This is a genomic window from Anabaena sp. FACHB-83, assembly GCF_014697485.1.
Lineage (GTDB): Bacteria > Cyanobacteriota > Cyanobacteriia > Cyanobacteriales > Nostocaceae > Nostoc_B.
Genome location: NZ_JACJRY010000021.1, coordinates 13,765 through 34,955, shown reverse-complemented (window position 1 = coordinate 34,955; position 21,191 = coordinate 13,765). Strand labels below are relative to the sequence as shown.

Here is a 21,191-nt window from a genome sequence, read left to right as displayed (position 1 = left end):
AATCTATAGCCGCTATAACTCGTAGCGGCTGATTCATTATGCTTGGCAACATACACTCATTCAAAATACCTATTACTTGTATAACAGCAATTAATTACCTAGAAAATCTTTCCGAACGAGTAAATATCTTAAGTCTGTATCAAAGATTATTTCCAGAAAAATGGTTAGAATCAACCATACCTATTAATAAACAATCACATCCAACAAGTGCTTACCTAGATAGAGAAATTGAATTTATTAACCTAGTGAATGAAAATTTATTCCCAGTAGAATATATCGATGAAATCGAATTTAATCCCGAACGTGATAGTATTCTAGTTTCACCACAAAGACTTGAGTGGTGGAATGAAGATTTTGAGGAACTGGTATACTCAGAGAAGTTCCTACTTTCATTGATGGGGCAAGGGTACAATATCAGCCAATGGAAACTAAATTTTGGTTTTACTCCTGACTACATTGCTCCAGCAGAAGAAATTTACTTCGAGAAATTTGTAAGGCTATGTCGTCGTTATAAAAGTCCCCTGCAATATTTAGATATAGCCATACGAATTATAGATTACTCAACTGAAAATATTTGGCTAGATATTACGTGTGAAACAAGCGATTGGCTGGAATGGACTTATGACAATATCGTATTTCTCGCTCAAAAGTGGCGAGAAGCCGTCTCGATGATGGAGAAATCAAATGAGGTTAGCCATTTGTTAGAAACATCTCTTTCTGCTCGAAAAGCAGCAGTGAAAATTTGGAACCAAGCATCAAAAGCATGAATGTAGACACAAATATATTACCAATAATCAACTTAGAAAATGTCTCCCAAATCCTGCTTGCCAATATTCCCCAAGATGATTTACTAGGGCAGTTAATTATCCTCAAAGGACAGTTTATTTTAGTCGAACGCGAAGGCAAAGAGTCTAAATATAAATTCTTGTCTCCTGAAGCAGTAGAGAAAGCCTTCACAAGTAAAACTGCTGCATCTGGATGGCTTTCTAGCAACACGATTTGGTGGGGTAAAAATCCAGAGGGAGAGGCCATTATTCAGTTTTACTCTCCCCAAAAATATCAAATTCAAATTATGGGACAGGAAACTGAAGTAATGACTGTCCCTATGCCTGCATTCTTATTTGCTGGATGCGGTAGTAGATATTACCTGTGGGCAGTTAAAGGGAGGGTATTTAAACCAGACGCACAACTGTACAAGCCTCCTCTACCTAATATTTGGGACGACTCTAGTATTTGCTTTGGGGGAAATTCTCTCAGTATGTGCAGTGCTGCAACCATAAGCCAAGTTTGGGATCTGTTCTGGAAATCACCTTTTAACAAGGATTTGTCTCAAGGCAAGTCAAAAACTCATCCCGATAATATCTGCAATCAGCTAATCAAATTACACGAATCTAAAGCTAAATCCTACCCTTCAAGTGACCTTGTTCCCGTTCATAGCTGGAAAGTCACAACCCCAGAAGACATTATCAATCATTTGTTCAGTTAACCATGAATCCTTTTATCGGTTATCACCTCGCTACAAGTAATAACTTTCCTCCTTACAGCCAAAAACTCCAGGAATACTGGCTGGCTGCAAATGGGCTTTTCTTGCGATCGCACCGCCGCGAGTTAGAGATTTGCTTGCAACTAACTCAAACTCAAGTCGCTGGACTCCAACCCCTTGAACCCTACTTTCGTCTGAAAGTCCCAAAAGTCCCCAGCCAAGCGATCGCCGAGATTATCAATGCTGCTAGTATCAACCCCCAACAGGAAATCCTATTCTACTTGGGAGTGACAAACAACCAATGGTGGTGTCATACACCACTGCAAACCGCGTCCTCTACTCATGTCTTATCTTTAGAAAGCGCACTCAATAAAAACTATACAGATAGCTTAGTGGAAATGCACAGTCATGGAACTCTAGCTGCTTATCCTTCAAGTGCAGATAATCAGGAAGAAAAAGGCAAATTTCGAGTGTTCGCGATTATTGGCACACTGAATACCATTCCTACAATCTATACCCGCATCGGGATATACAATCACTTTTTCGACATCAACCCCAATCAAATTTTTGAACTGCCGCCACAGGTAAAATGCTTGAATTAACTACTTACCAACAAGCTTTACCCGTTTTACCTCGCAATCATACTCGTATCAACTTTGTTTTAGTAGGAATAGGAGGAACAGGCGGGTTTCTTGCAGAAGATTTATGTCGAATTATTCTGCAACTCCAGCGCACTAGGAAAGAAATTAACTTTGCGATCGTTGATGGCGATACTGTCGAACTCAAGAATATCAGCCGCCAAAATTATCAACAAGCTGAAATTGGGCTACCAAAGGCAGAAACACTGGCTGCAAGATGCAGTGCCAAGTATGGAATAGAGATTACAGCCGTTTGCGACTGGTTTGAAGAAGATATGATTCGCACGGCTAGTTGGTGGAATACCCTAACGGTAATTATTGGCTGTGTAGATAACAGCGCCGCCAGGAGCAAAATTCACTCTGTTCTCAAAATCAACAGTGCAAATGAGCCAGCATCTCTATTTTGGCTGGATTGTGGAAACAGCAACTACTCTGGACAAGTAGTAATTGGAACGCACTCTAATTTTGATATAGTCCAAGCTTCCAATAACCCAGACAAACCTCAATTCTGGTTGCATCTTCCCTCCCCGGTGCTGGTTCACCCAGAACTGCTAATTCCTCAGCCAGAAGAACTTACTGACAATAACCTTTCATGTGCAGAAATTCAAGCACGGAATTATCAATCGCTATTCGTTAATAAAATGACGAGTGCGATCGCAGCCCAGTATTTACTAGAATTAACCCTCACTGGGGGATTGAAAAAGTTCGCCAGTTATTTTGACCTCAAAGCAATGTCAACTAGAAGTTTATATACAAGCATCGACCAACTCAAAAAATACTATATTCCGCAAACAAATTACCACAAATAGCTGACGCAAATATATCCCAAAAACTAAATTTGGGATATATTTTTATGAATCATTTTAATCACAAAACACTTGAACTAGTTGAACAGAATCCAGAATGTTTATCAACGATAAATTATCGTAATCTAACTATCAAAAGTGAATCTGAAGTTGCTGGCGGTAAGTTTCACCTCATTATGCAACAAATTGGGCTAGGGCTACCAGTCGAAGCTTTATTAAAGGCATACCCCCAAATTAATAACTGGGTCGATAAGGTAAAACCTTTTCTAAATATTCCTGGCAACAAACAATGGAACGCCCAACTTCAATATTTATACCACGACATTCTTCTCTACAGCGAGTGCGACCTGATTATCTACGGTGAAAATCAAGTAGTTAGTTTTGACTGGACAATACAAAAACCTCCTAAATTTGAAATTCTTGAGAGCAAATGGCAAACTCAACTGAGGTTATTTCTCCTATACGAACAAACTGGAATACCATTGGAGCAAATTAGCTTGGTTTACTTGTTCGTTAACACTGATAGTATTTACCAGTTTACTTATTCTGAAGCTAAACATTTAAATTTCAAAGCCCGGCTAGAAGAAACACTAGCTCCTTTTGTAGAAGATGATAAAGAGAAAAAACTTTTAGTCCACAAAATGACCCCTCAAGAAGCACATGATAAATGGCTAGCCAAAGAAATATCAACTATGGAATATTTAGCAGCAATTCCTGAAGTTGAAATATGAATCCAACAGAATTAAATATCACGAAAATCGAACTCAGTCCTAACAGTGGTTGGACGCTCAATATTCTCTCGCGTCGGGTAGCAACCATTACCGACCCCTTGGGAAATAGAAAAACCAGCTACTTCGGGTTCGATACCAAAGAACAAGGCGAAAAGTTTAGAGATTGGCTCGTCAGAAAAAACAAATGTAGTAGTGCAGTTATCCGTCACTCAGAACGATTAGCTACTGAATGGGAGGTAAAAGCTTGGAATGTACCAACCTCCCTAATTCTTGAATGCGCCGTCAAAGATTTAAAGGAATCAAGCAATGCAACTATCTCTACTAAATCTACCCTACAACGATGATAATTCACCTATAGTAGATATTTTCAATATTCCTAATTTAGAAAAAGCAGAAGCCCTCCGTAATTTAGCTGCTTCCATGCAGCCAACAATCGACCAAAAGAAAAATCCTGCTATTGGAAATCAAAGAGTAACAAAGCATCGTAAAACTATAGCTCAAGGGATAATCCAAGAAGGAATTGAACTTGAGATTATCCAGTCTTGGTTAGTTGCGATCGCACAAATGTGGGAAACAGGAAATATCCCACTAATACTACGCGGTATATCTCACAAATCGCAAGTAGAAGCCTTATTTAGGATTTCCCAAATGGGAGAAACAATTCAGAAAGTCCAAGAAAAATTGGCAGGCGAATATTACCGAGACTGGGTAAAGTCTTTGAGTCGCGCCGGATTACATACACCAAGCGAAATCATATCCGCAATAACAGAAATTCAACGGGTAGTAAAACCTGAAGCAATTGATACTACCAAGCAACTACTCAATAAGCTTGAGTTAGAAATCATTGGGATGAAAGATGGAGATTTCTTCCCTACTCCTAAACTAGTCTGTCAACGGCTTGTTCAACTGGCAGATATTAAACCAAATTGGCAAATTTTAGAGCCTAGTGCTGGTAGTGGAAATATTGCTGAGTATATCACTGATACCTATCCTAATGTTCAACTAGAGGTGGTTGAGATTAATTACGATTTACGACAAATTCTAGAACTCAAAGGATTTAATCTCGTAGGGAAAAATTTTCTGGAGTTTAACCCCAGTCATTTGTACAATGCCTGTATCATGAATCCTCCATTTTGTGAACTTGTCCAACATATCTACCAGGCTTGGAAGTTACTCGTACCGGGTGGTGTATTAGTTTCAGTTATACCTGAATCAGTTTTCTTCAATCGTAAGTACAAAACCTTCAAAGGCTGGCTACAAGCCAATAATAGCTATGTGGAAATGGTAGATAAAGATGCCTTCTTGAGTTCAAATAATCCTACAAACGTAGCTACCAGAATCATTAAACTCATTAAACCATAGTGTACTACAAGCGTATGGCATACTGCCAAATTGATCAAACTAAATATGTCACGTATATTTTCCCTATATGGGGACAATATATGAGATACAAAATCCTTACACAGCAAGAGTTAGAAGTAGCACTTAATAAGTGCAAGCTTGCTGGTTGGAAGGTCAGTAATATCACCAAACTTAGTAATAAAATGCTTGAAATTAAACCCCAACGAACAAGGAGATAAATATGGCAATTGAAACTATTGCTTCTTATAGATTTATTCCTGGTAAAGACAGTCAAATAACTAGTTATGGATCTCCTGAAGAACAAACAGTCGCAATTCATAATTCAAGCATGGCATCTGTGTCATTGACTTTCACAACTGAAAACACATCTATTCTTAGACAAATTATCATCAGTCTTCAGCAAATCTACCAGACACTTATAAATACTAAAACTGAAATTATTCAGGGAGATACTTCCATTGACAGCTTTACAGACTTAAGGGGAGAGTGTGATGAAAAGTTCATCTAAATAACTAAGCATCAATCAATCTTTCAAGTCGTCTTAACAACAGACGACTTTTATTTTTTACAACGACTTTTTGCTTTACGCATTAAAGATTGATTTCAATTAATTAAAATTATGCCAAAAAGTCAAACAAAGCCTACTAATTCTGCTACTGAAGAAAGCACAGTATCCCAGTCTGAACCCCCTGAACAAACAGTTCAAAATAGTACAAAAATACAAAAGCGTAAATTAGCTATTTCTAAATTTGCAAATCCTGAGTACAATGCGCCGATTAGTAATATCTGCATCTGCCAAGTAATCAATCACATGGAAGCAGAAAAAGTCGGGTTGTTTATCAAAGATAAATACTTAGCAGCAATTAACTGGCAAGGACAAGAACCTACACACAAGCACACCTTCTCTAGTGGCACGCCAGAAATGGGAGTGTTGTTGCAATCGCCCAGGATGCACATTCTTGATGTTTCTCCCAGATATATTGAACAGCGCGATGACGGCAAAATTGTAGGAGTGTACGAATCACCTGATGGGTACGAAATGTACCAAGCACTTGGCAAAGATGCCGCAGTATTGAGAAGGTTCTACTTATTGCAGCTTGTTGATGAAAATAATCATAACCTGCACTCAGTACCAATTGTCTTATCAATTAAAGGCGTTGCATCATCAAAATTTGGCGAGGCTTATAAACAGTTCCAACGCGAACTAGAGGTTGCATTCGCCCGATTTACTGATACAACTGTTGCTGAAAAACGTGCAGAGTTTCATCGCCTCGGTGTATTTCAACCCACCTTTACGCCATCTCTTGAACCTAAAGAAGCAGTCAATCAAAGAGATAAATCTTGGGTAGCAGTTGTCACTTCCTATAAATCACCAAACCCCGATGGAAGCGATTTTCTCGAATTCTTCTCAGAAGGCAAAGAAATCGATATCCAAACAACAATGCAGGCAAACCCCGAATTCTCTCACCGCATCGGTAAAACATCAACCGTTGTAGCAGAACATAATCGCCTGGTAGGTGCAGCTGATATGCCAGTAGCAGCACTTCCTCCTAGTACAGCAGGTCAAGCTTATACAGCATACAGTACTGAGATGGAAGAACTGCCCTACTAAAAAAAACTATCTCATGTAACCGAAAAGGGTGCTATTTCTAGCACCCGTTAAAACATCATCTACTAAAAGCAAAATAACAAATGAAACTAAACATTGAACAATCTAAACTCGCAGAAATTCTAGAAACCGCTTATCTAGCAATTAGTCCTAAACCTACTGACCCAATTTTAGGAAATATCTTACTGATAGCAAATGAAGATGGGATGGTATCAGCAACAGGAACAAACCTTAACCTCACAATTCATACTACAACGACGGCTAATGTAGAAACTTCAGGTCAGGTAGCACTACCAGCCAAACTATTAACTGACACTATTAACAATGTCAGAGGAGAAATTACCTTAGAGGTAGAAAACCAAGCCTGCATAATTACTCACAATAGCGGTAAATGCCGTCTGATTGGCGGAAAACCTGACGAGTTTCCAACTCTTCCCAAGGGAGAAAATCCAATAGAAGTAAATTTAAGTGCCAAGAAACTCCAAGCTGCACTTGAAGGGACACTCTATTGCACCAATGGTGACGAAACAAAGTTAGTTTTAACTGGTGTCAACTTCAAAATTGATACCAATAAGTGGCAAGCTGCTAGTACAAATGGTCACAAATTAGCACTAGTCACAGGAATACTTGATAGCGAATATTCTGACCCAATTGACTTTACTGTTCCAGGTAAGTCACTTGGCGAGTTAAACAAAATTCTCTCTCAAAGTGCCGATACAAGCGTGTGCAATATTCTTCTATCAAATAAAACTATTGAGTTTAGTCTTCCTAATACAAAGGTCATTTCCCGACTTTTAGAGGGAGAATACCCCAAAATCAATAGTTTGATTCCCAGAACATTTGAGTATGAATTTACATTAGAACGCAAGGGATTTGAGAGCGCACTGAAGCGGGTAAGTTATCTAGCCGAACGCAAGCAAAAGGTTGTCAAAATTCTCTGGGAATTGGAAGCTACACAGGCAACACTATACACTGAAGCTACTGATATCGGGGATGCAGTTGACTCGGTACTGATGAAACCAGCAACTAGTCATTCAGAAAACATCAGTATTGGATTAAATATCGATTACCTTCTCGAAGGATTAAAGCACATCAGTACTGATGAAATCGTGGTGCGGTGTAACAAACCCACGCAACCAGTTATTATCTGCCCGATGGGAGGACTGCTCAATCAGCTGTATCTGGTAATGCCTGTAGAAATTAAGCAGGGGTTTGAAAATAAATCCACCCCAAGCAAAACGACAACAGCAGAGAAAACTCCTGAAGCATTAGAAACAACAGAAACTACTGTAGTAGCCGAACTAGAAGAAGCCATAAATAATACTCAGACTTCTCAAACGGAAAGCAATGGTGAAACCTCGGAAGTAGAGACATCAACAGCTGAGGCCAAAGCTAGTAACAAAAGTAAGCCAAGTTCGCGTACACGAGCCAAGAAAGAGGCTGCTTCTGTATAAAAGCAAACTCTCCTACCAGATAACTGGTAGGAGGAATTTAAAATAAATTATTGGAAAGAACTATGTACCAACCACTACATCTCAAATACCGTCCCCAGACTCTTAGTGAAGTTATTGGACAAGAACATATCGTTCGCACTCTCATAAATGCGATCGCTCTCCAAAAGATTGCACCTGCTTACCTATTTAGTGGCCCCAAAGGTACGGGCAAAACCAGTACCGCCCGCATCATCGCTAAATCCCTCAACTGTCAATCAAGCAATGAGCCGACAACCAAGCCCTGTGGAGAATGCAATTCATGCAAGGGAATTACAGCATCTTCTTCTGTTGATGTAACCGAACTGGATGCAGCAAGCAATAGTGGAGTAGAACTGATCCGAGAGCTTATATCCACTATCCAGTTTGCACCAGTGGAAGGTAGATTCAAAATATTCATTATTGATGAATGTCATGCTCTAAGCAGCCAATCGTGGCAAGCACTCCTCAAAACCATTGAAAGCCCTCCCCGTCATGTAGTATTTATCTTCTGCACAACCGAGTTACACAAAGTTCCAGAAACCATTGTCTCCCGTTGCCAAAAGTTTGACTTTAAGAGAGTTCCTGTCTCGCTAGTTGCAAGCTACCTAGAACAAATATCTCACCAAGAAAGTATCAACATTGCGCCATCAGCAGTTACCGCCGTAGCTAAAGCAAACAAGGGACATCTGCGCGACTCACTCAAACTTTTAGATCAGTTAACTTTACTAGGTGAAGAGGAAATTACTTCTAACTGGGTTTGGGAACTATCAGGCACTATTCCCGAATACGATTTACTCACCGTCTGTGAAAATATCATCAAAGGAGAAATTACGGGCAATTTAGGCATCCTTCAAGATTGGATTGAATCTGGTAAACAGCCAACTGCCATCCATACAAGTCTTGTCAACTTCCTCAAAGACTTACTTGTGTGCAAAACTAATCCCAATGGCAGATATCTTACACAGCTAGAAGAGGACACCTGGGAGGAATTAGTAAGTATCTCGCAGTTGTGGAATATCGACCAGATCCGAAACGCGATCGCACTTTTAATGGCACGCCAAAATCTCATGCGGGATGAAGACGCGCACCTTTGGTTAGAAGCTACACTTGTCGAGATAGTGCCAACCAACAAGGGTAGTCACCAATCACAACCCTGGAAAGATTGGAAAACTGCTCAAGATGCGATTAACTGGGGCAAGGAACAGTTACCCCACTTAACACAAGCGCAGTTACAAGAACACTGGCAAAAGCTGACACCTATTAATGGTAAAAAGGCACCAGCTTGGGTAGAAGCTGTCCAAAAGCTGCAACAAAAACAACTACAGCAAGCTTAACTTTAAGGAGGGTTATAACTATAGTAATAACCCTCCTTTTATAGTTTTCTAGTAACAGTTAAAATGCTCAAACTACTAAAGGGCTTAATATTTATTAAAATACTCTCATTTAGGTAACCTGCATTAATTCCATACATTTCTTTGAAAGTTCGTCTGCCACTGACACAGATTCTACGTCAATACATATAAATCCGAGATTTTCAACCTTCTCCCTCATGCGTTTATTATATAATAAGGTACGGTCTAAAAACTTTTGAATTAGGTGCTTTTTATCCTCACTTACATTATAAAAATTACTTTCACTAAAGATTCGGTAAGAGAAGAGTTGGTCACTAGCCGTAAGCCAAATCGCTTTAACACCATTTTCGCTAACTAAATTCGCTACAAATTCAGGCCATAATGCAGAGCCTTCAAGGATAAGGCATTCCGTTGATAAATCAGACGCATGAGAATGAACGATAATCTCGACTTGCGGTAACACATTTTTCTCATAATGCGACAATACATCTACAAAAAGAGCGTCAACAGACAAAGTTCCATAATGTTCTGCTACGTGTTCTGAAATAGCATTTCTATTTACACCCACCCAAGGATGTCCAGGATGTCGAGCGAGTTTGTCTGTAGAACGATAACTCCAACCAAGCTTCGCCGCCAAAGATTGGCCAAGGGTGGATTTGCCTACATGAGAAGAGCCACCAATTAAAATCACTCGTGTTTCATTACTTAATTCATTCATAAGTACTGATTAACCATACTTATTTCTGTATTTTATTTATTTAATCAAATAACCAAATAAATTAACATTTACTACCACAGCAGCATACGCAATTAAGTTGATAGTTAAAAATTAATATCAACATGAATTAGGAAAATCTCTAATTAATGAATTATAACCACAGAGATTTTGTAAAAAAATCTAGAGGAATAATCGTTGTTGATGAAGACAAACTAAACATTTATTGGAAAGACCCCTCTCCAATAAAACCTTGGCAGCCCAAAATACAACTCAAGCCGTATCAGGAACTTTCACAAATATTTGTCGATATCGAAACAGCAGGAATAAACCCCTTTGAAAGCCGTATCTATGCTATTGGTTGTATGGATTCAAGGGGATATTCTACTATTTTCATGGATATCTCAGAAGCTAAAATACTGACCAAATTTATCAACCATCTCAGTAAAAGAAATCCAGATGTCATTTTCACCTATAACGGGATGGCATTTGATATTCCATTTATTATTACGCGATGCAACTTGCACGGTATAAAACACCCATTTAAAGTTGCATCTAAATCTCGGACTATTCGTACTGCCCAAGTACGGGGCGAGCCACTAAAAATTCAGGAGGTGTTCATCCAAAATAGCCAACACGTAGACATTTATATCTGCGTTCTGAGGTGGGATTTCATAGCCAAAAAGCTAACTAACGGCAGATCGCTCAAAAAGGCTGTATTGGACATGGGACTGCGCCAGAAGACTAGGCTAGTTCTTCCCTATGAAGAAATCCTCAGTTGTTGGAAAGATGGCCCCAACAGTAAGGGATGGAAACGCCTGAAAGAGTATCTTGTCTACGACCTTGAAGACACCCGGCTAATTGCGAATAGACTTGTACCCTCATACTATTACGAAGCACTAATTGTACCGGAAATGAATCTCCAGCAGCTAACACTTGCTGGTAATGGTACTAAATGGGAACGAATATTTGAGCATCATTATCCAGGTTATAAACCAAAACCCGATCGCAAGTACAAATTTCAAGGAGGGATGGCTTACTCTATTCCTGGACTGTATAGAAGGGTTGGATATGCAGATATTAGCTCAATGCACCCTTGGGCAATGCTAGACAAGGGTATTTGCTCAATTAAAGATACAGAACGTATTGGGCTAAGTATTCTGCAATATTTGGTGAATGAAAAATTTAGGTTGGAACAACTTGCATCTGCTGGAGATATTGCTGCTAAGGAAAAAAGAGAATCCGTCAAGGTTTTAGCTAACTCCGAGTTTGGATTCTTCGGCACCTCTGAACTCGCCTTCAATGATATGGAGGCTGCTGCATTAGTTACAGCCTACAGTCGAAAAGTACTCAAGCTAATGATTGAAATTATCACTCGGCACGGCGGTACTCCTGTGGAAGTTGACACCGATGGAGTGTTTTTCACCCATCCCAACCCAGAAGAGGTACGTAGTTTACTTCAATCTCAATTGCCTAAAGGGATAACTGTCAAGCTAGAGTTTATCGCTGACGCTATGTTTATCCCCGAACGGGGAACCAAAAATTACCTTTTATGGCTTCCAGACGGGAAAATCATCACTAAAGGCAACTGGCGCAACCGCGATCGCTCTCAACTGGAGAAAGAGTTTTCTATTGAGTATTTAACCCTGCTAATTCAAAATGTATCAGCAGCAGAAGATTATTATGTACACATCAAATCCCAGATTTTATCAAGGGAATATCCAAAAGAAAAACTTGCAATCACACGCAAAATTAAAGAGGGCGAAAAAGAAATCCTCAAACTAGGGAAACCTGGAGATGTAGTCACTTATTATTACGGAATTAGTGGCATAACCAATATCAGCAGTAATGAGAATTACTCACGTCAATACTATCTTCATTTTATTGAAAAAAGGCGAGAAGAAATTCTTAAAATAGCTGCTCCTGCAACACTAGAAAGTAACAAACGTCAGTTATCTCTTTTTAAATGAACAAAGTTGAGATTTTAGGTAAATTTTGAAGGCACTAAATATAAAGGTTTTTCAAATTCATACATTCTGATTTGTCTGTAACTAATGAAAAATAAATCCTCTTCTCGCAAGCCCAGGCTTAATAAAAAGCAAAGGGCTTGGGTAAACTCATTCCTGTCGTCTCATCCTAATGCCAGAGTTAGAACTATCTACGAATTAGATGGCGATCGCGTAGTTCAAATTGAGTGGTGGGAAAACACAAACCCAGTAATATTAGACCCGAAAACTTACATTCAAGGAATTATCAGCTACAACATGTGGGTCAAATTAAGAAAGTCTGGCGACCCCAGGAAAACATCTGAGTTCTCTTATCGCATTACCCCACCAGAAAAACGAAGCGCATCATGGCACTTAACAGGTCAACTCTCTCTAGAACTCCCTCAATGTTACGAAGTTGCAGAACCAAACAACCCAGTTATCATTAAACCAAAAAGGAGAAATACTCAAACCAAAAAAGTTAAAAAATTTCTTCAATATACTCTTCCTCTAACAGAGATTAGTATTCAACTTCATACTACAAATATAGAAGATGATGGTGTTACTCTATCTGGACAAAAAATATTACTAGAAAACACACCACACTTAAATTTAGATACTGGTAAAGACACTAAACTTCCCGAAGCTATAGTCAAAATTCTCTCAGAGAAACAAGCCGACTTAAAGGAATGGGAAACAGCTATTACACTATACGAGGTAGCTGGTTCTAGTGGAGTAATAGAGTATCTTCAACAGTTAGATTCTTGGCGCAGATACTTGGGTAATAAACCAGTAGAGAACCATATTGAGAAAGACTCAATTCAAAATTTCGTACAACCAGCACAAACTTAAGTAAGGTATTTACTGGTCACACATAATAAATACCAAGCAGAAAGAGTTAATACTAACTCTTCTTTTTTTAACCACTGCTTATAACTAACGCATGATAATTAGATGTTTATCTAATTTGTGATGCCAGTATACCTATACTACGGCGAAGATACCTATTCGCTCAATCAAAAAATAAACCATTTGGTGAATCAAAATGTTCATACTGAATGGAAAGCTTTTAACTACATCAAGCTATCTGGAAATGAGAAAAATATTGCTGCTAAGGTTTTTACTGAGGTTATGACTTTACCCTTTGGAGATGGTAATAAAATTGTTCATACAGACAGCGATCATTTAATTGGAGGTTTATCAAATGAGGATAATAACCAAGGACTTGAAAATCAACTTTCTCGAATCCCTGCAAGTAACATTCTTTTAATTACTAGTAACAAAAAGCCAGATTCCCGAAGAACAGTAGTGAAAACTATCTTAAAATATGCTCAACAAGAAGAGTTTCCTCTCGTTCCTTGTTGGGATAAAAAGGGGATAGTTAATTTGATAGGGAAGTATGCAGCTATCCATCAAGTTAAACTTACACCGGATGTGACTGATTATTTGGTTGAAGCAATTGGTAATAACACTGCAAGAGCCGATAGCGAATTTGCTAAACTTGCTATTTATGCAAGTGAAAAAATTATTTCCTTTGAGGAAATAAAACAATTAGTTAGTAATCACAATACTGAGTATCAAAAGCTTACTATGGCTATGTTAAGGAATCATTCAAACTTGGCAATAGCGCAGGTAGATAAACTACTAGATAGTAATGAACATCCACTCAAAATAGTAGCAACTCTTACGTCAGTTTTTCGCACTTGGCTAATAACTAAAGGTGGTTTAGAAGCTAAATTATCTGACATGAAGATTGCAGAAATAGCCGAATTGAAGAACCCCAAAAGATTGTATTACCTCAAAGATGAAATCAATTTTGTAGGCATTCAAAAACTGAAAAACAGCCTTACCTTACTTTTAAAACTCGAAACCGAACTCAAAAGCGGCACTAACAATTTAACTAGCCGAATTATCGAAATTTGCACGATATGAAAAACGACTTATTTACAGAAATCATCGGACAGCATACCGCCAAACTTCTACTAACTAAAGCAATTGAACATAATCAAATTGCTCCCGCATATCTATTTAGCAGCGAAGTTGAGGGAGTGGGCAAAGGAAAAATTGCTTTGGCATTCGCAAATGCAATACTCTCAAGAGGAAATCGATCCGCGATCGCAGGAGAATCTAAACATCTAGACATCTTACAAATCAAACCAACCTATACCGAAAACACCTCCCAGCAGAAAAGTGTCCCTGGTATCCGAGTAGAACAGGTGCGCGAGGTAATTGAATTTCTCTCAACTAGTGCAGTCGAGGGCAAGCAAAAGGTTGTGATTATCCACGAAGCAGATATGCTTAACCCTACCGCCGCTAACAAACTTCTCAAGACGCTGGAAGAACCTAAAACTGGAACGTTTATTCTGATATCATCCTATCCTCAAAAGCTATTACCCACTATCAAGAGTAGGTGTCAAATCATACCTTTCCAAAGGTTAACTGATGAGGAGGTTATTTCTGTCCTTAAAGACCAACAAATTGAGGTAACAGAAAAAATACTAGCTATCAGTTCCGGCAGTCCTGGTCAAGCGATCGCCAATATTAAAATGTTAGCTTCCATCTCACAAGAAATCACAAGTCAACTGGAAGTGCCTCCTGACGATATCCTCAAGGCACTCAGTTTGAGTAACTCCATCTCAAGCTGGAATCACCAGACGCAGTTATGGTTGCTTACCTACCTGCAATACAACTGGTGGCAGAAATTAAAAAGCACTAAGCTACTAGCTAAATTTACTCAAGCAAGAAAGCAATTACTGCATCACGTTACGCCCAGAAGCGTTTGGGATAGCCTACTTCTGCCATAACAAAACCCACTCATTATCAAAAAGCACTGCCAGTTAGAAGTATTTCTAGCTGGCAGTATTTGTTTACACATAAAAGATATGAACCAGCAGCACAGTTTATTCGATGTCGAAGAAACCATCCGTAACAGTAAAAGCCAAAAAACCAGCGAAATATTAAACCCTAGCACTAGAAAGATACTTCAGCTACTAACCAGCCAAGGGATTAACAAAGCTGTAACAGCCAGCCTACTCGATCTAGCAGGAGCAAGTCGTGAAATTGTTCAATACATCGCCGGGCCAATTGTCACTCAGCAGAACGGCTGGCAACAGACAGTTCCGTCCTGGGTTTGGCGCGCGATCGCAGTTGATAGATTAGATGCAGCTTTACAAGAGATAGACAAGGGAAAAGTAGGTAAACTCGCTTCTAGTAGCGAAGTTGTTGCACTGATGATGCCAATTGCTTTTGAAGTGCCGCTATCATCCCAATGGACAGATGTTTATCTCTGGGCAAGTTATGATGCCCTCGTTAGGCACAGACCTTTCAAGAATTTTAACTACGAAAACCTCTGGGAGAAGATTGGTACAACTCCAGTTTCGTATGACAAAATTCGCTCTGATTATGAAACCCTGGCTGCTGATATTCGTTCTCGTGTAGTCAAACACGCGGCGAAAGAGGGATGGGGTAAGAAGTCTTCAAAGAACAACAAACACCCTGTTACAGCAAATTCAACTGAAAGTAATACTAAGATGGAGCAATTGTCACTGTTTTAATAACTAATTGTTAGTACTTTTTTCAACACTCCTCCCAAATTCCTTCCTCTCTTTGTCCGTGAGAGGAGGAAGTTCTTCCTTGTAATAAAAATTGCCTAATTTCTGACACTGATTGACATAAATTCGTCTTGCTGAATCACTTGCCCTCAAGTCCTGACGCAAAAGTAATTTAAATGATTTTTCACGCTCCTTCAATTCTTTTGCTGCTACAAGAATTTCTGGTGATATAGCAGGATTTTCATAAGTAGAAGAAAGTTCCTCACTTGATGAATAAACGCTTAGTCTATTGCCAGCAGGTTGAGTTAGAAGACGCTGGGTATTATACGAACGCCACAGACCTAACTTTTCGCGCTGTAGTGACTCAATTTCAACCTCACCAACTCGGTCTGGAGTACTACGCCGCACGTAGATAAAACAAGCTTTATCAGCCGTTACAGTCAAACTCACTTTTACACCATTACCATCAAAATAAAACGAGTCAATTAAGTCGTTCTCTGCACTAACTTCTCCAAGCTTCTCTTTATTTGATAAATCAGGTAACACTTCTGAATTTAACGACGGCGTAGCATTATTAACATTAGCTGAGGATAATGAAGGCGTAGGTGAAGGATTCGATTCTATAGCTGAAACTTTATTTTCTTTTTCTGGAGATGAACATCCAACCAGTAAGAATAATAATCCTATAAATAAATATTTTTTCATAAAAATAAATTTGTCTTTATTAATCCAACAGCAGAATATTAATTATTGTTTTCCATTCAAACGACCTGTTTGATAAAATTCAAGCAGGTTAGGGAAAGCTTTTTGTAGCAACCAGTTCCGCCCAATTTCTGATTCGGGAATATTTGAAGTAGCCATGTAATAACCACTTCTGTAAGCAGCTATACCTAAACAAGCTTGTAGACTGGATATAGCCCGTGATGAAGTTGGGATAGCCATCAAATCTTGTATATGACTGGGATGATAATTTTGTCCTACCAGTAAAAAATGAACTAAAGTATGAACCAACTGGGATAAAACAACTGTTCGGTCTTGCCAACGTTCTAAATGAGACTTAATACAGAAGTAATCAGGTAAATCAGCTGCTTGAGATTCATCAAGGAACAAATCGCTCTGGCTTTCGATAAAATTAGAATCCAGACCTATAAATTGTTTGAGAAAAACAAGCGTTTTGCCCCAACGTTCGTGTTCCTTAGTTTCAGGAGAGAACGCACCTTCCGAGTACTGTAAACCATACTTTTCTTGAAGCTGTGCAACAGCCTCTTGATTGATATCACCTTGCCAGTCAGATTCAACAAAAAACTCTTTTAAAATATCCTGTAAGTAGATGGATGAAAACTCACTAATATGAGGTGCTTCATCATCAAAATCGTCTTCATAAGTATCAATAAGAAATTTCTCTAACTCAATTTCTAGCTCCTGCTTTCTATTAACTGGCAGTAATGATTTAGCGTCTTCTAATGATAAAGGAAAATCTAAATAAGGATGACCTTTGGCTAAGTAAGAATCACTCAAATCTGCCAAACTTTCAAGCGCAAGAGTCCGGGCAAAATACTCATCTTGTGGGTGTACGCATATCCCCTCTAATTCCTTATCCACCAACATCATAGTAATTGCCAGTAGAGCAAACCATGAAGCATCGTGCAAACAAGTCGGTAAATCAGCAATTAAATCTACTAACTTTAGTTCTAGAATTTCTCCCCAAACGCCTATCCTAGCGGTATTAGAAACATCACAAAAATGCTCAACCTCTTCTCCAACAGATGTTTCTCCTAACCACGTAAGATTTTCTACTTGCAAAGGTGAAGAGTAGTCAGGAGTTAGCTGGTTTTGGCTATCTTCATCGAACTGTATCCACATCAAAGCCAAGAGCATCAGCTTACAAATACTTACTCGCTTCAGGAGAAGATATTCAAGCATAAGTCATTACTTATAATTTTTAGATACATACCACGGCATTTGCGATCCCACCATAGCACAGGATTATTAGCCGTTCCTTAGTAAAAACCGCAATGGTATGAGAAACAGGGATAAAAAATAACTCACAAGAATGAATCAAAAAGTGTGCTTTAAATAAAACAATTCGTCAAAATGATAAATCCTAAAAGAACTAATGCTGACGCAGCAATAAGAGAAATATATCAATTCTCGCGTTATGAACTATATCAACAAAGTTATGCTAGTTGGCAGATGTGGACAAGAACCCGATCTAAAATTTTTCGAGTCGGGCGCAGTTAAGGCTTCAATCTCTATTGCAGTAAGACCACCCTACAGAAGTGAACAAGCTCTTTGGTTTGATTTAGTCGCTTGGGGAAATCAAGCAGAAGTGATTGGAAATTACGTTCGTAAAGGAACTCAGATTGCAATTACTGGTGAGTTTGGATTTGATCGTTGGGCTGATAAAAATTCTGGCACTATGCGGCAAAAACCTGTAATCACAATCAACACCATCGAATTATTAGGTTCACCCCGTAAGGAAGAATCTACATCTACTTCTGTACCAAACGAAACACAGGCTGTAACTAACGCAAATTTCTAGAAAATTACAAATCGCCTATGCAGTATAAATCATAGGCGATCAACCATCTAATCAATCTACAAACCAAACGACCATGATTCATAATACTGCAACTATTAATCTTAAATCCGTGAACACAACCCACGACAAAGAAGGTTCCTTGATTGCTTTTGGAATTGCTGAATTCTACTACCGTTCCAAGGAAGGAGTCGTCACTGACGAGATACCATTCCGTTCCAAAGGCGCACCTGCTGTCGTCATCAACGAACAAGGGGAAGGCGTACATGGTACAGCAGAAGGATATCTTGATTTAGTGGTAGATAACAGGGGCGAGTACAAAGAAAAGATTGCCACATTCGTAATTAGAAACTTTATCTCAGCACAACCGATTAACGAACTCACCCAAGTTAGCAAAAACTCTCACTCGCCTAAAACTCCCGATTTTGCTAAGGAACTACTCGAAGATAACGTTACTTCGACAAATGAAGACCTAGACGAAGAACCTCCATTTTAGAACCAACTAACTGAATAATGCTAGTCCAGACAGGTTTACTGGTTTGAACTAGCGTTATTTTTTTTCAAAAATCCAAAATAAAAATCCACTGTTTGGTAGAATCGCTGACATGGGTTCACAAAATCGCTTCATTAATATATGTCATCAACCAAAATAATTGCCACTTTCAATCAGTCAGGTGGTGCAGCTAAGACGACTATTACACACAATCTTGGATACCACCTTGCTAAAAAACACCGTGTACTGCTTGTGGATATGGACCCACAAGCATCGCTAACAGCTTTTATGGGATTGGGGGAAGTCAAGCTGCAAACTGAACAAACTATCTATGGTGCGATCGCTGAAGAAACTCCCCTGTATATATGGGAAAAATCTATTCACGGGATGCACATTGTACCAACAAATATCCAATTGGCAGGTACGGAGCAAAAAATTTTTCATGACTTGACCATCGACAACCGCCAACGGCTCAAGTTTGTGCTATCAAATGTACTTGATCAGTATGATTATATTTTGATTGATTGCCCGCCTTCTCTAGGAATCCTAAGCATTATGAGCTTAGTAGCTGCTTCACACGTTATTATTCCTGTTGAAACGCAATATAAGTGCTATCTTGGCACCAACCAACTGCTAGAAACAATTGCCCGACTCAAAAAAGGAGGACACCAGAAATTACAAATTGCCTGTATAATTCCAACCAAATACGATAATCGTAATCTTCAAGACACAGGAATACTGGAAGAAATTAAACAACAGGTTGAAGGACGGATACACGTTACTGCCCCCATTCCTAAATCAACAGCTTTTCCTGACGCAACCCAAGCACATCTACCACTTGCACTCCACAAGAAAAACCACCCCGCAGTTAGCATACTCGAAGAAATTACAAAATATATTACTCAACTGTCAGTAACTCAGGGACAAAGCCACTGAGCTTGTAAGAGAAATCAAGCAAGCTGTACTGACCAGTCTAAGTCTTAACTGACTACGTTTTTTGAGTCACGACACCGGAGAATGCGAAGCTAGTTTTCCGCTCTGTCATTTGCAATTAAACAGTTTTAAAGTCACTGAAACAGTGTTGCAAGTGTAAAAAGCTCTTAAAACATTGACGAAGCTAACATTACCCAAAAGGAGGGACTAATGTCCAAAGTATTTGTTTTAGACACCGAAAAAAGACCCTTAGACCCAATTCACTCGGCGCAAGCTAGACAGTTATTACGAAACAAAAAAGCAGCAGTATTTCGGCGTTTTCCTTTCACAATTATTCTGAAAGAATCTAGACCAGATGCATCTGTATCTGACTTGAGGATTAAGCTAGACCCTGGAGCTAAAATAACGGGAATAGCATTAGTCAATGATTCCACAGGTGAAGTAGTTTTTGCTGCTGAATTAAAGCATAGAGGCTTCGCTATCAGAGATGCTTTGATTTCCAGAAGGCAACTAAGATGTAGTAGGAGGAATCGCAAAACACGATACAGAAAACCCAGATTTCTCAACAGAACTAGACCAGAAGGATGGTTAGCTCCTAGCCTTATGAGCCGGGTTCACAATGTTGAAACATGGGTAAACAGATTACGCAAATTCGCACCAATCACAGCGATTAGTACCGAATTAGTCAAGTTTGATATGCAATTAATGCGTAATCCTGAAATCGAAGGTAAGGAATATCAACAAGGTACGTTAGCTGGATATGAAACCAGAGAATTTCTTCTAGAAAAATGGAACAGACAATGCGCCTATTGTGGTATCAAAGATATACCTTTACAGATTGAACACATTCACCCACGCTCAAAGGGAGGTTCTAATTCAATCACTAACCTTACTTTGAGTTGCGAAAAATGTAACGTCAAAAAAGGGACTAAAGATATTAAAGACTTTCTCAAAAAAGATCCCACTAGATTACAGAAAATTTTGGCACAAGCTAAGAAACCATTAGCTGATACAGCAGCAGTCAATGCCACTAGATACAAACTTCTAGAAGTTTTAAAATCAACTGACTTACCCGTTGAGTGTGGTTCTGGTGGATTAACGAAGTTCAACAGAACTAATCAACAATTACAAAAAACTCATTGGTTAGACGCTGCTTGTGTTGGTCAATCAACTCCAATATTAATTATCAAAGGTATCAAACCGTTGTTAATTACCGCTAATGGGCACGGAACAAGGCAGATGTGTAGAACTGACAAATTTGGATTTCCTAATAGATATGTTCCCAAACTGAAATTTATCAAAGGTTTTCAGACAGGTGATATTGTTAAAGCTGTTGTCACCAATGGAAAAAAAATTGGTGAATACATTGGACGTGTAGCTGTACGTTCTACAGGTAGCTTTAATATCTCTGCTCAGAGAGGATTGATTCAAGGAATAAACTATAAGTTCTGTAAATCAATTCACAAAAAAGATGGTTACAGTTATTCAAGTTAAAAAGACCTCAGCGAATAAATTCGCTCCC

General features: G+C 38.9%; 23 protein-coding genes. 20 read left to right on the top strand and 3 right to left on the bottom strand.

What is annotated here, in order from left to right:
- Window positions 1-38 precede the first annotated feature (38 nt).
- From H6G79_RS22475 to dnaX, 11 genes are all read left to right on the top strand, one after another.
- Window positions 39-767: a hypothetical protein gene (locus H6G79_RS22475; RefSeq protein WP_190592071.1), complete on the top strand. Its 729-nt coding sequence runs from the start codon at window positions 39-41 to the stop codon at window positions 765-767.
- Window positions 764-1,486, top strand: a complete 723-nt coding sequence (locus tag H6G79_RS22470) for a prokaryotic E2 ligase family D protein (protein WP_190592072.1) — start codon at window positions 764-766, stop codon at window positions 1,484-1,486. Before H6G79_RS22475 ends, H6G79_RS22470 begins: the two co-directional genes overlap by 4 nt.
- A gap of 2 nt (window positions 1,487-1,488) precedes the next feature.
- Window positions 1,489-2,085, top strand: coding sequence for a Mov34/MPN/PAD-1 family protein (locus tag H6G79_RS22465; RefSeq protein ID WP_190592073.1), 597 nt, complete (start codon window positions 1,489-1,491; stop codon window positions 2,083-2,085).
- Complete coding sequence (locus H6G79_RS22460) at window positions 2,073-2,930, top strand: ThiF family adenylyltransferase (RefSeq protein ID WP_190592074.1); 858 nt, start codon at window positions 2,073-2,075, stop codon at window positions 2,928-2,930. Before H6G79_RS22465 ends, H6G79_RS22460 begins: the two co-directional genes overlap by 13 nt.
- A 44-nt stretch (window positions 2,931-2,974) precedes the next feature.
- A complete protein-coding gene (locus H6G79_RS22455; protein ID WP_190592075.1) occupies window positions 2,975-3,658 on the top strand; it encodes a hypothetical protein in 684 nt (227 codons plus the stop codon).
- The gene (locus H6G79_RS22450; protein WP_190592076.1) at window positions 3,655-4,002 is read left to right on the top strand and encodes a hypothetical protein; all 348 of its coding nucleotides are present in this window, start codon (window positions 3,655-3,657) and stop codon (window positions 4,000-4,002) included. The genes H6G79_RS22455 and H6G79_RS22450 overlap by 4 nt, the downstream gene beginning before the upstream one ends.
- On the top strand, window positions 3,965-5,020 hold the full coding sequence (locus tag H6G79_RS22445; RefSeq protein ID WP_242048515.1) for an SAM-dependent DNA methyltransferase: 1,056 nt from the start codon (window positions 3,965-3,967) through the stop codon (window positions 5,018-5,020). Before H6G79_RS22450 ends, H6G79_RS22445 begins: the two co-directional genes overlap by 38 nt.
- Window positions 5,021-5,240: 220 nt before the next feature.
- Window positions 5,241-5,528: a hypothetical protein gene (locus H6G79_RS22440; RefSeq protein WP_190592077.1), complete on the top strand. Its 288-nt coding sequence runs from the start codon at window positions 5,241-5,243 to the stop codon at window positions 5,526-5,528.
- A gap of 111 nt (window positions 5,529-5,639) precedes the next feature.
- Complete coding sequence (locus H6G79_RS22435; RefSeq protein WP_190592078.1) at window positions 5,640-6,632, top strand: DUF5895 domain-containing protein; 993 nt, start codon at window positions 5,640-5,642, stop codon at window positions 6,630-6,632.
- A gap of 80 nt (window positions 6,633-6,712) precedes the next feature.
- A complete protein-coding gene (gene dnaN, locus H6G79_RS22430) occupies window positions 6,713-8,083 on the top strand; it encodes a DNA polymerase III subunit beta (protein WP_190592079.1) in 1,371 nt (456 codons plus the stop codon).
- A gap of 62 nt (window positions 8,084-8,145) precedes the next feature.
- Window positions 8,146-9,435 carry a DNA polymerase III subunit gamma/tau gene (gene dnaX, locus H6G79_RS22425; protein ID WP_190592080.1) on the top strand — a complete coding sequence of 430 codons (1,290 nt, stop codon included), beginning with the start codon at window positions 8,146-8,148 and terminating at the stop codon, window positions 9,433-9,435.
- Window positions 9,436-9,544: 109 nt separating this feature from the next.
- Here dnaX and H6G79_RS22420 read toward each other — a convergent pair whose 3' ends face one another.
- Window positions 9,545-10,171: a 2-phosphoglycerate kinase gene (locus H6G79_RS22420; protein ID WP_190592081.1), complete on the bottom strand. Its 627-nt coding sequence runs from the start codon at window positions 10,169-10,171 to the stop codon at window positions 9,545-9,547.
- A 146-nt stretch (window positions 10,172-10,317) separates the two neighbouring features.
- Between H6G79_RS22420 and H6G79_RS22415 the strand changes: the two genes are divergently transcribed.
- The 5 genes from H6G79_RS22415 (at window position 10,318) to H6G79_RS22395 (ending at window position 15,707) form a co-directional block, all read left to right on the top strand.
- A complete protein-coding gene (locus H6G79_RS22415) occupies window positions 10,318-12,138 on the top strand; it encodes a 3'-5' exonuclease (RefSeq protein WP_190592082.1) in 1,821 nt (606 codons plus the stop codon).
- 84 nt (window positions 12,139-12,222) lie between these two features.
- Window positions 12,223-13,005, top strand: coding sequence for a hypothetical protein (locus tag H6G79_RS22410; protein WP_190592083.1), 783 nt, complete (start codon window positions 12,223-12,225; stop codon window positions 13,003-13,005).
- Between the two features lie 120 nt (window positions 13,006-13,125).
- Window positions 13,126-14,085: a DNA polymerase III subunit delta gene (gene holA / locus H6G79_RS22405; RefSeq protein WP_190592084.1), complete on the top strand. Its 960-nt coding sequence runs from the start codon at window positions 13,126-13,128 to the stop codon at window positions 14,083-14,085.
- Window positions 14,082-14,957: a DNA polymerase III subunit delta' gene (locus H6G79_RS22400; protein ID WP_190592085.1), complete on the top strand. Its 876-nt coding sequence runs from the start codon at window positions 14,082-14,084 to the stop codon at window positions 14,955-14,957. The genes holA and H6G79_RS22400 overlap by 4 nt, the downstream gene beginning before the upstream one ends.
- A 78-nt stretch (window positions 14,958-15,035) precedes the next feature.
- Window positions 15,036-15,707 (top strand): hypothetical protein, encoded by a 672-nt coding sequence (locus H6G79_RS22395; RefSeq protein ID WP_190592086.1) that lies wholly within the window; start codon window positions 15,036-15,038, stop codon window positions 15,705-15,707.
- Window positions 15,708-15,710: 3 nt separating this feature from the next.
- Here H6G79_RS22395 and H6G79_RS22390 read toward each other — a convergent pair whose 3' ends face one another.
- Together H6G79_RS22390 and H6G79_RS22385 are read right to left on the bottom strand one after the other, a co-directional pair.
- A complete protein-coding gene (locus tag H6G79_RS22390) occupies window positions 15,711-16,409 on the bottom strand; it encodes a hypothetical protein (protein WP_190592087.1) in 699 nt (232 codons plus the stop codon).
- 42 nt (window positions 16,410-16,451) lie between these two features.
- Window positions 16,452-17,627: a hypothetical protein gene (locus tag H6G79_RS22385; RefSeq protein ID WP_190592088.1), complete on the bottom strand. Its 1,176-nt coding sequence runs from the start codon at window positions 17,625-17,627 to the stop codon at window positions 16,452-16,454.
- Between the two features lie 235 nt (window positions 17,628-17,862).
- Between H6G79_RS22385 and ssb the strand changes: the two genes are divergently transcribed.
- From ssb to iscB, 4 genes are all read left to right on the top strand, one after another.
- On the top strand, window positions 17,863-18,246 hold the full coding sequence (ssb, locus tag H6G79_RS22380) for a single-stranded DNA-binding protein (RefSeq protein ID WP_190592089.1): 384 nt from the start codon (window positions 17,863-17,865) through the stop codon (window positions 18,244-18,246).
- Between the two features lie 73 nt (window positions 18,247-18,319).
- Entirely contained in the window at window positions 18,320-18,739 is a 420-nt protein-coding gene (locus tag H6G79_RS22375; RefSeq protein WP_190592090.1) for a hypothetical protein, read from the top strand.
- A gap of 138 nt (window positions 18,740-18,877) precedes the next feature.
- Window positions 18,878-19,672, top strand: coding sequence for a ParA family protein (locus H6G79_RS22370; RefSeq protein ID WP_190592091.1), 795 nt, complete (start codon window positions 18,878-18,880; stop codon window positions 19,670-19,672).
- A 207-nt stretch (window positions 19,673-19,879) separates the two neighbouring features.
- Window positions 19,880-21,163 (top strand): RNA-guided endonuclease IscB, encoded by a 1,284-nt coding sequence (gene iscB / locus H6G79_RS22365; protein WP_190592092.1) that lies wholly within the window; start codon window positions 19,880-19,882, stop codon window positions 21,161-21,163.
- Window positions 21,164-21,191: the final 28 nt, after the last annotated feature.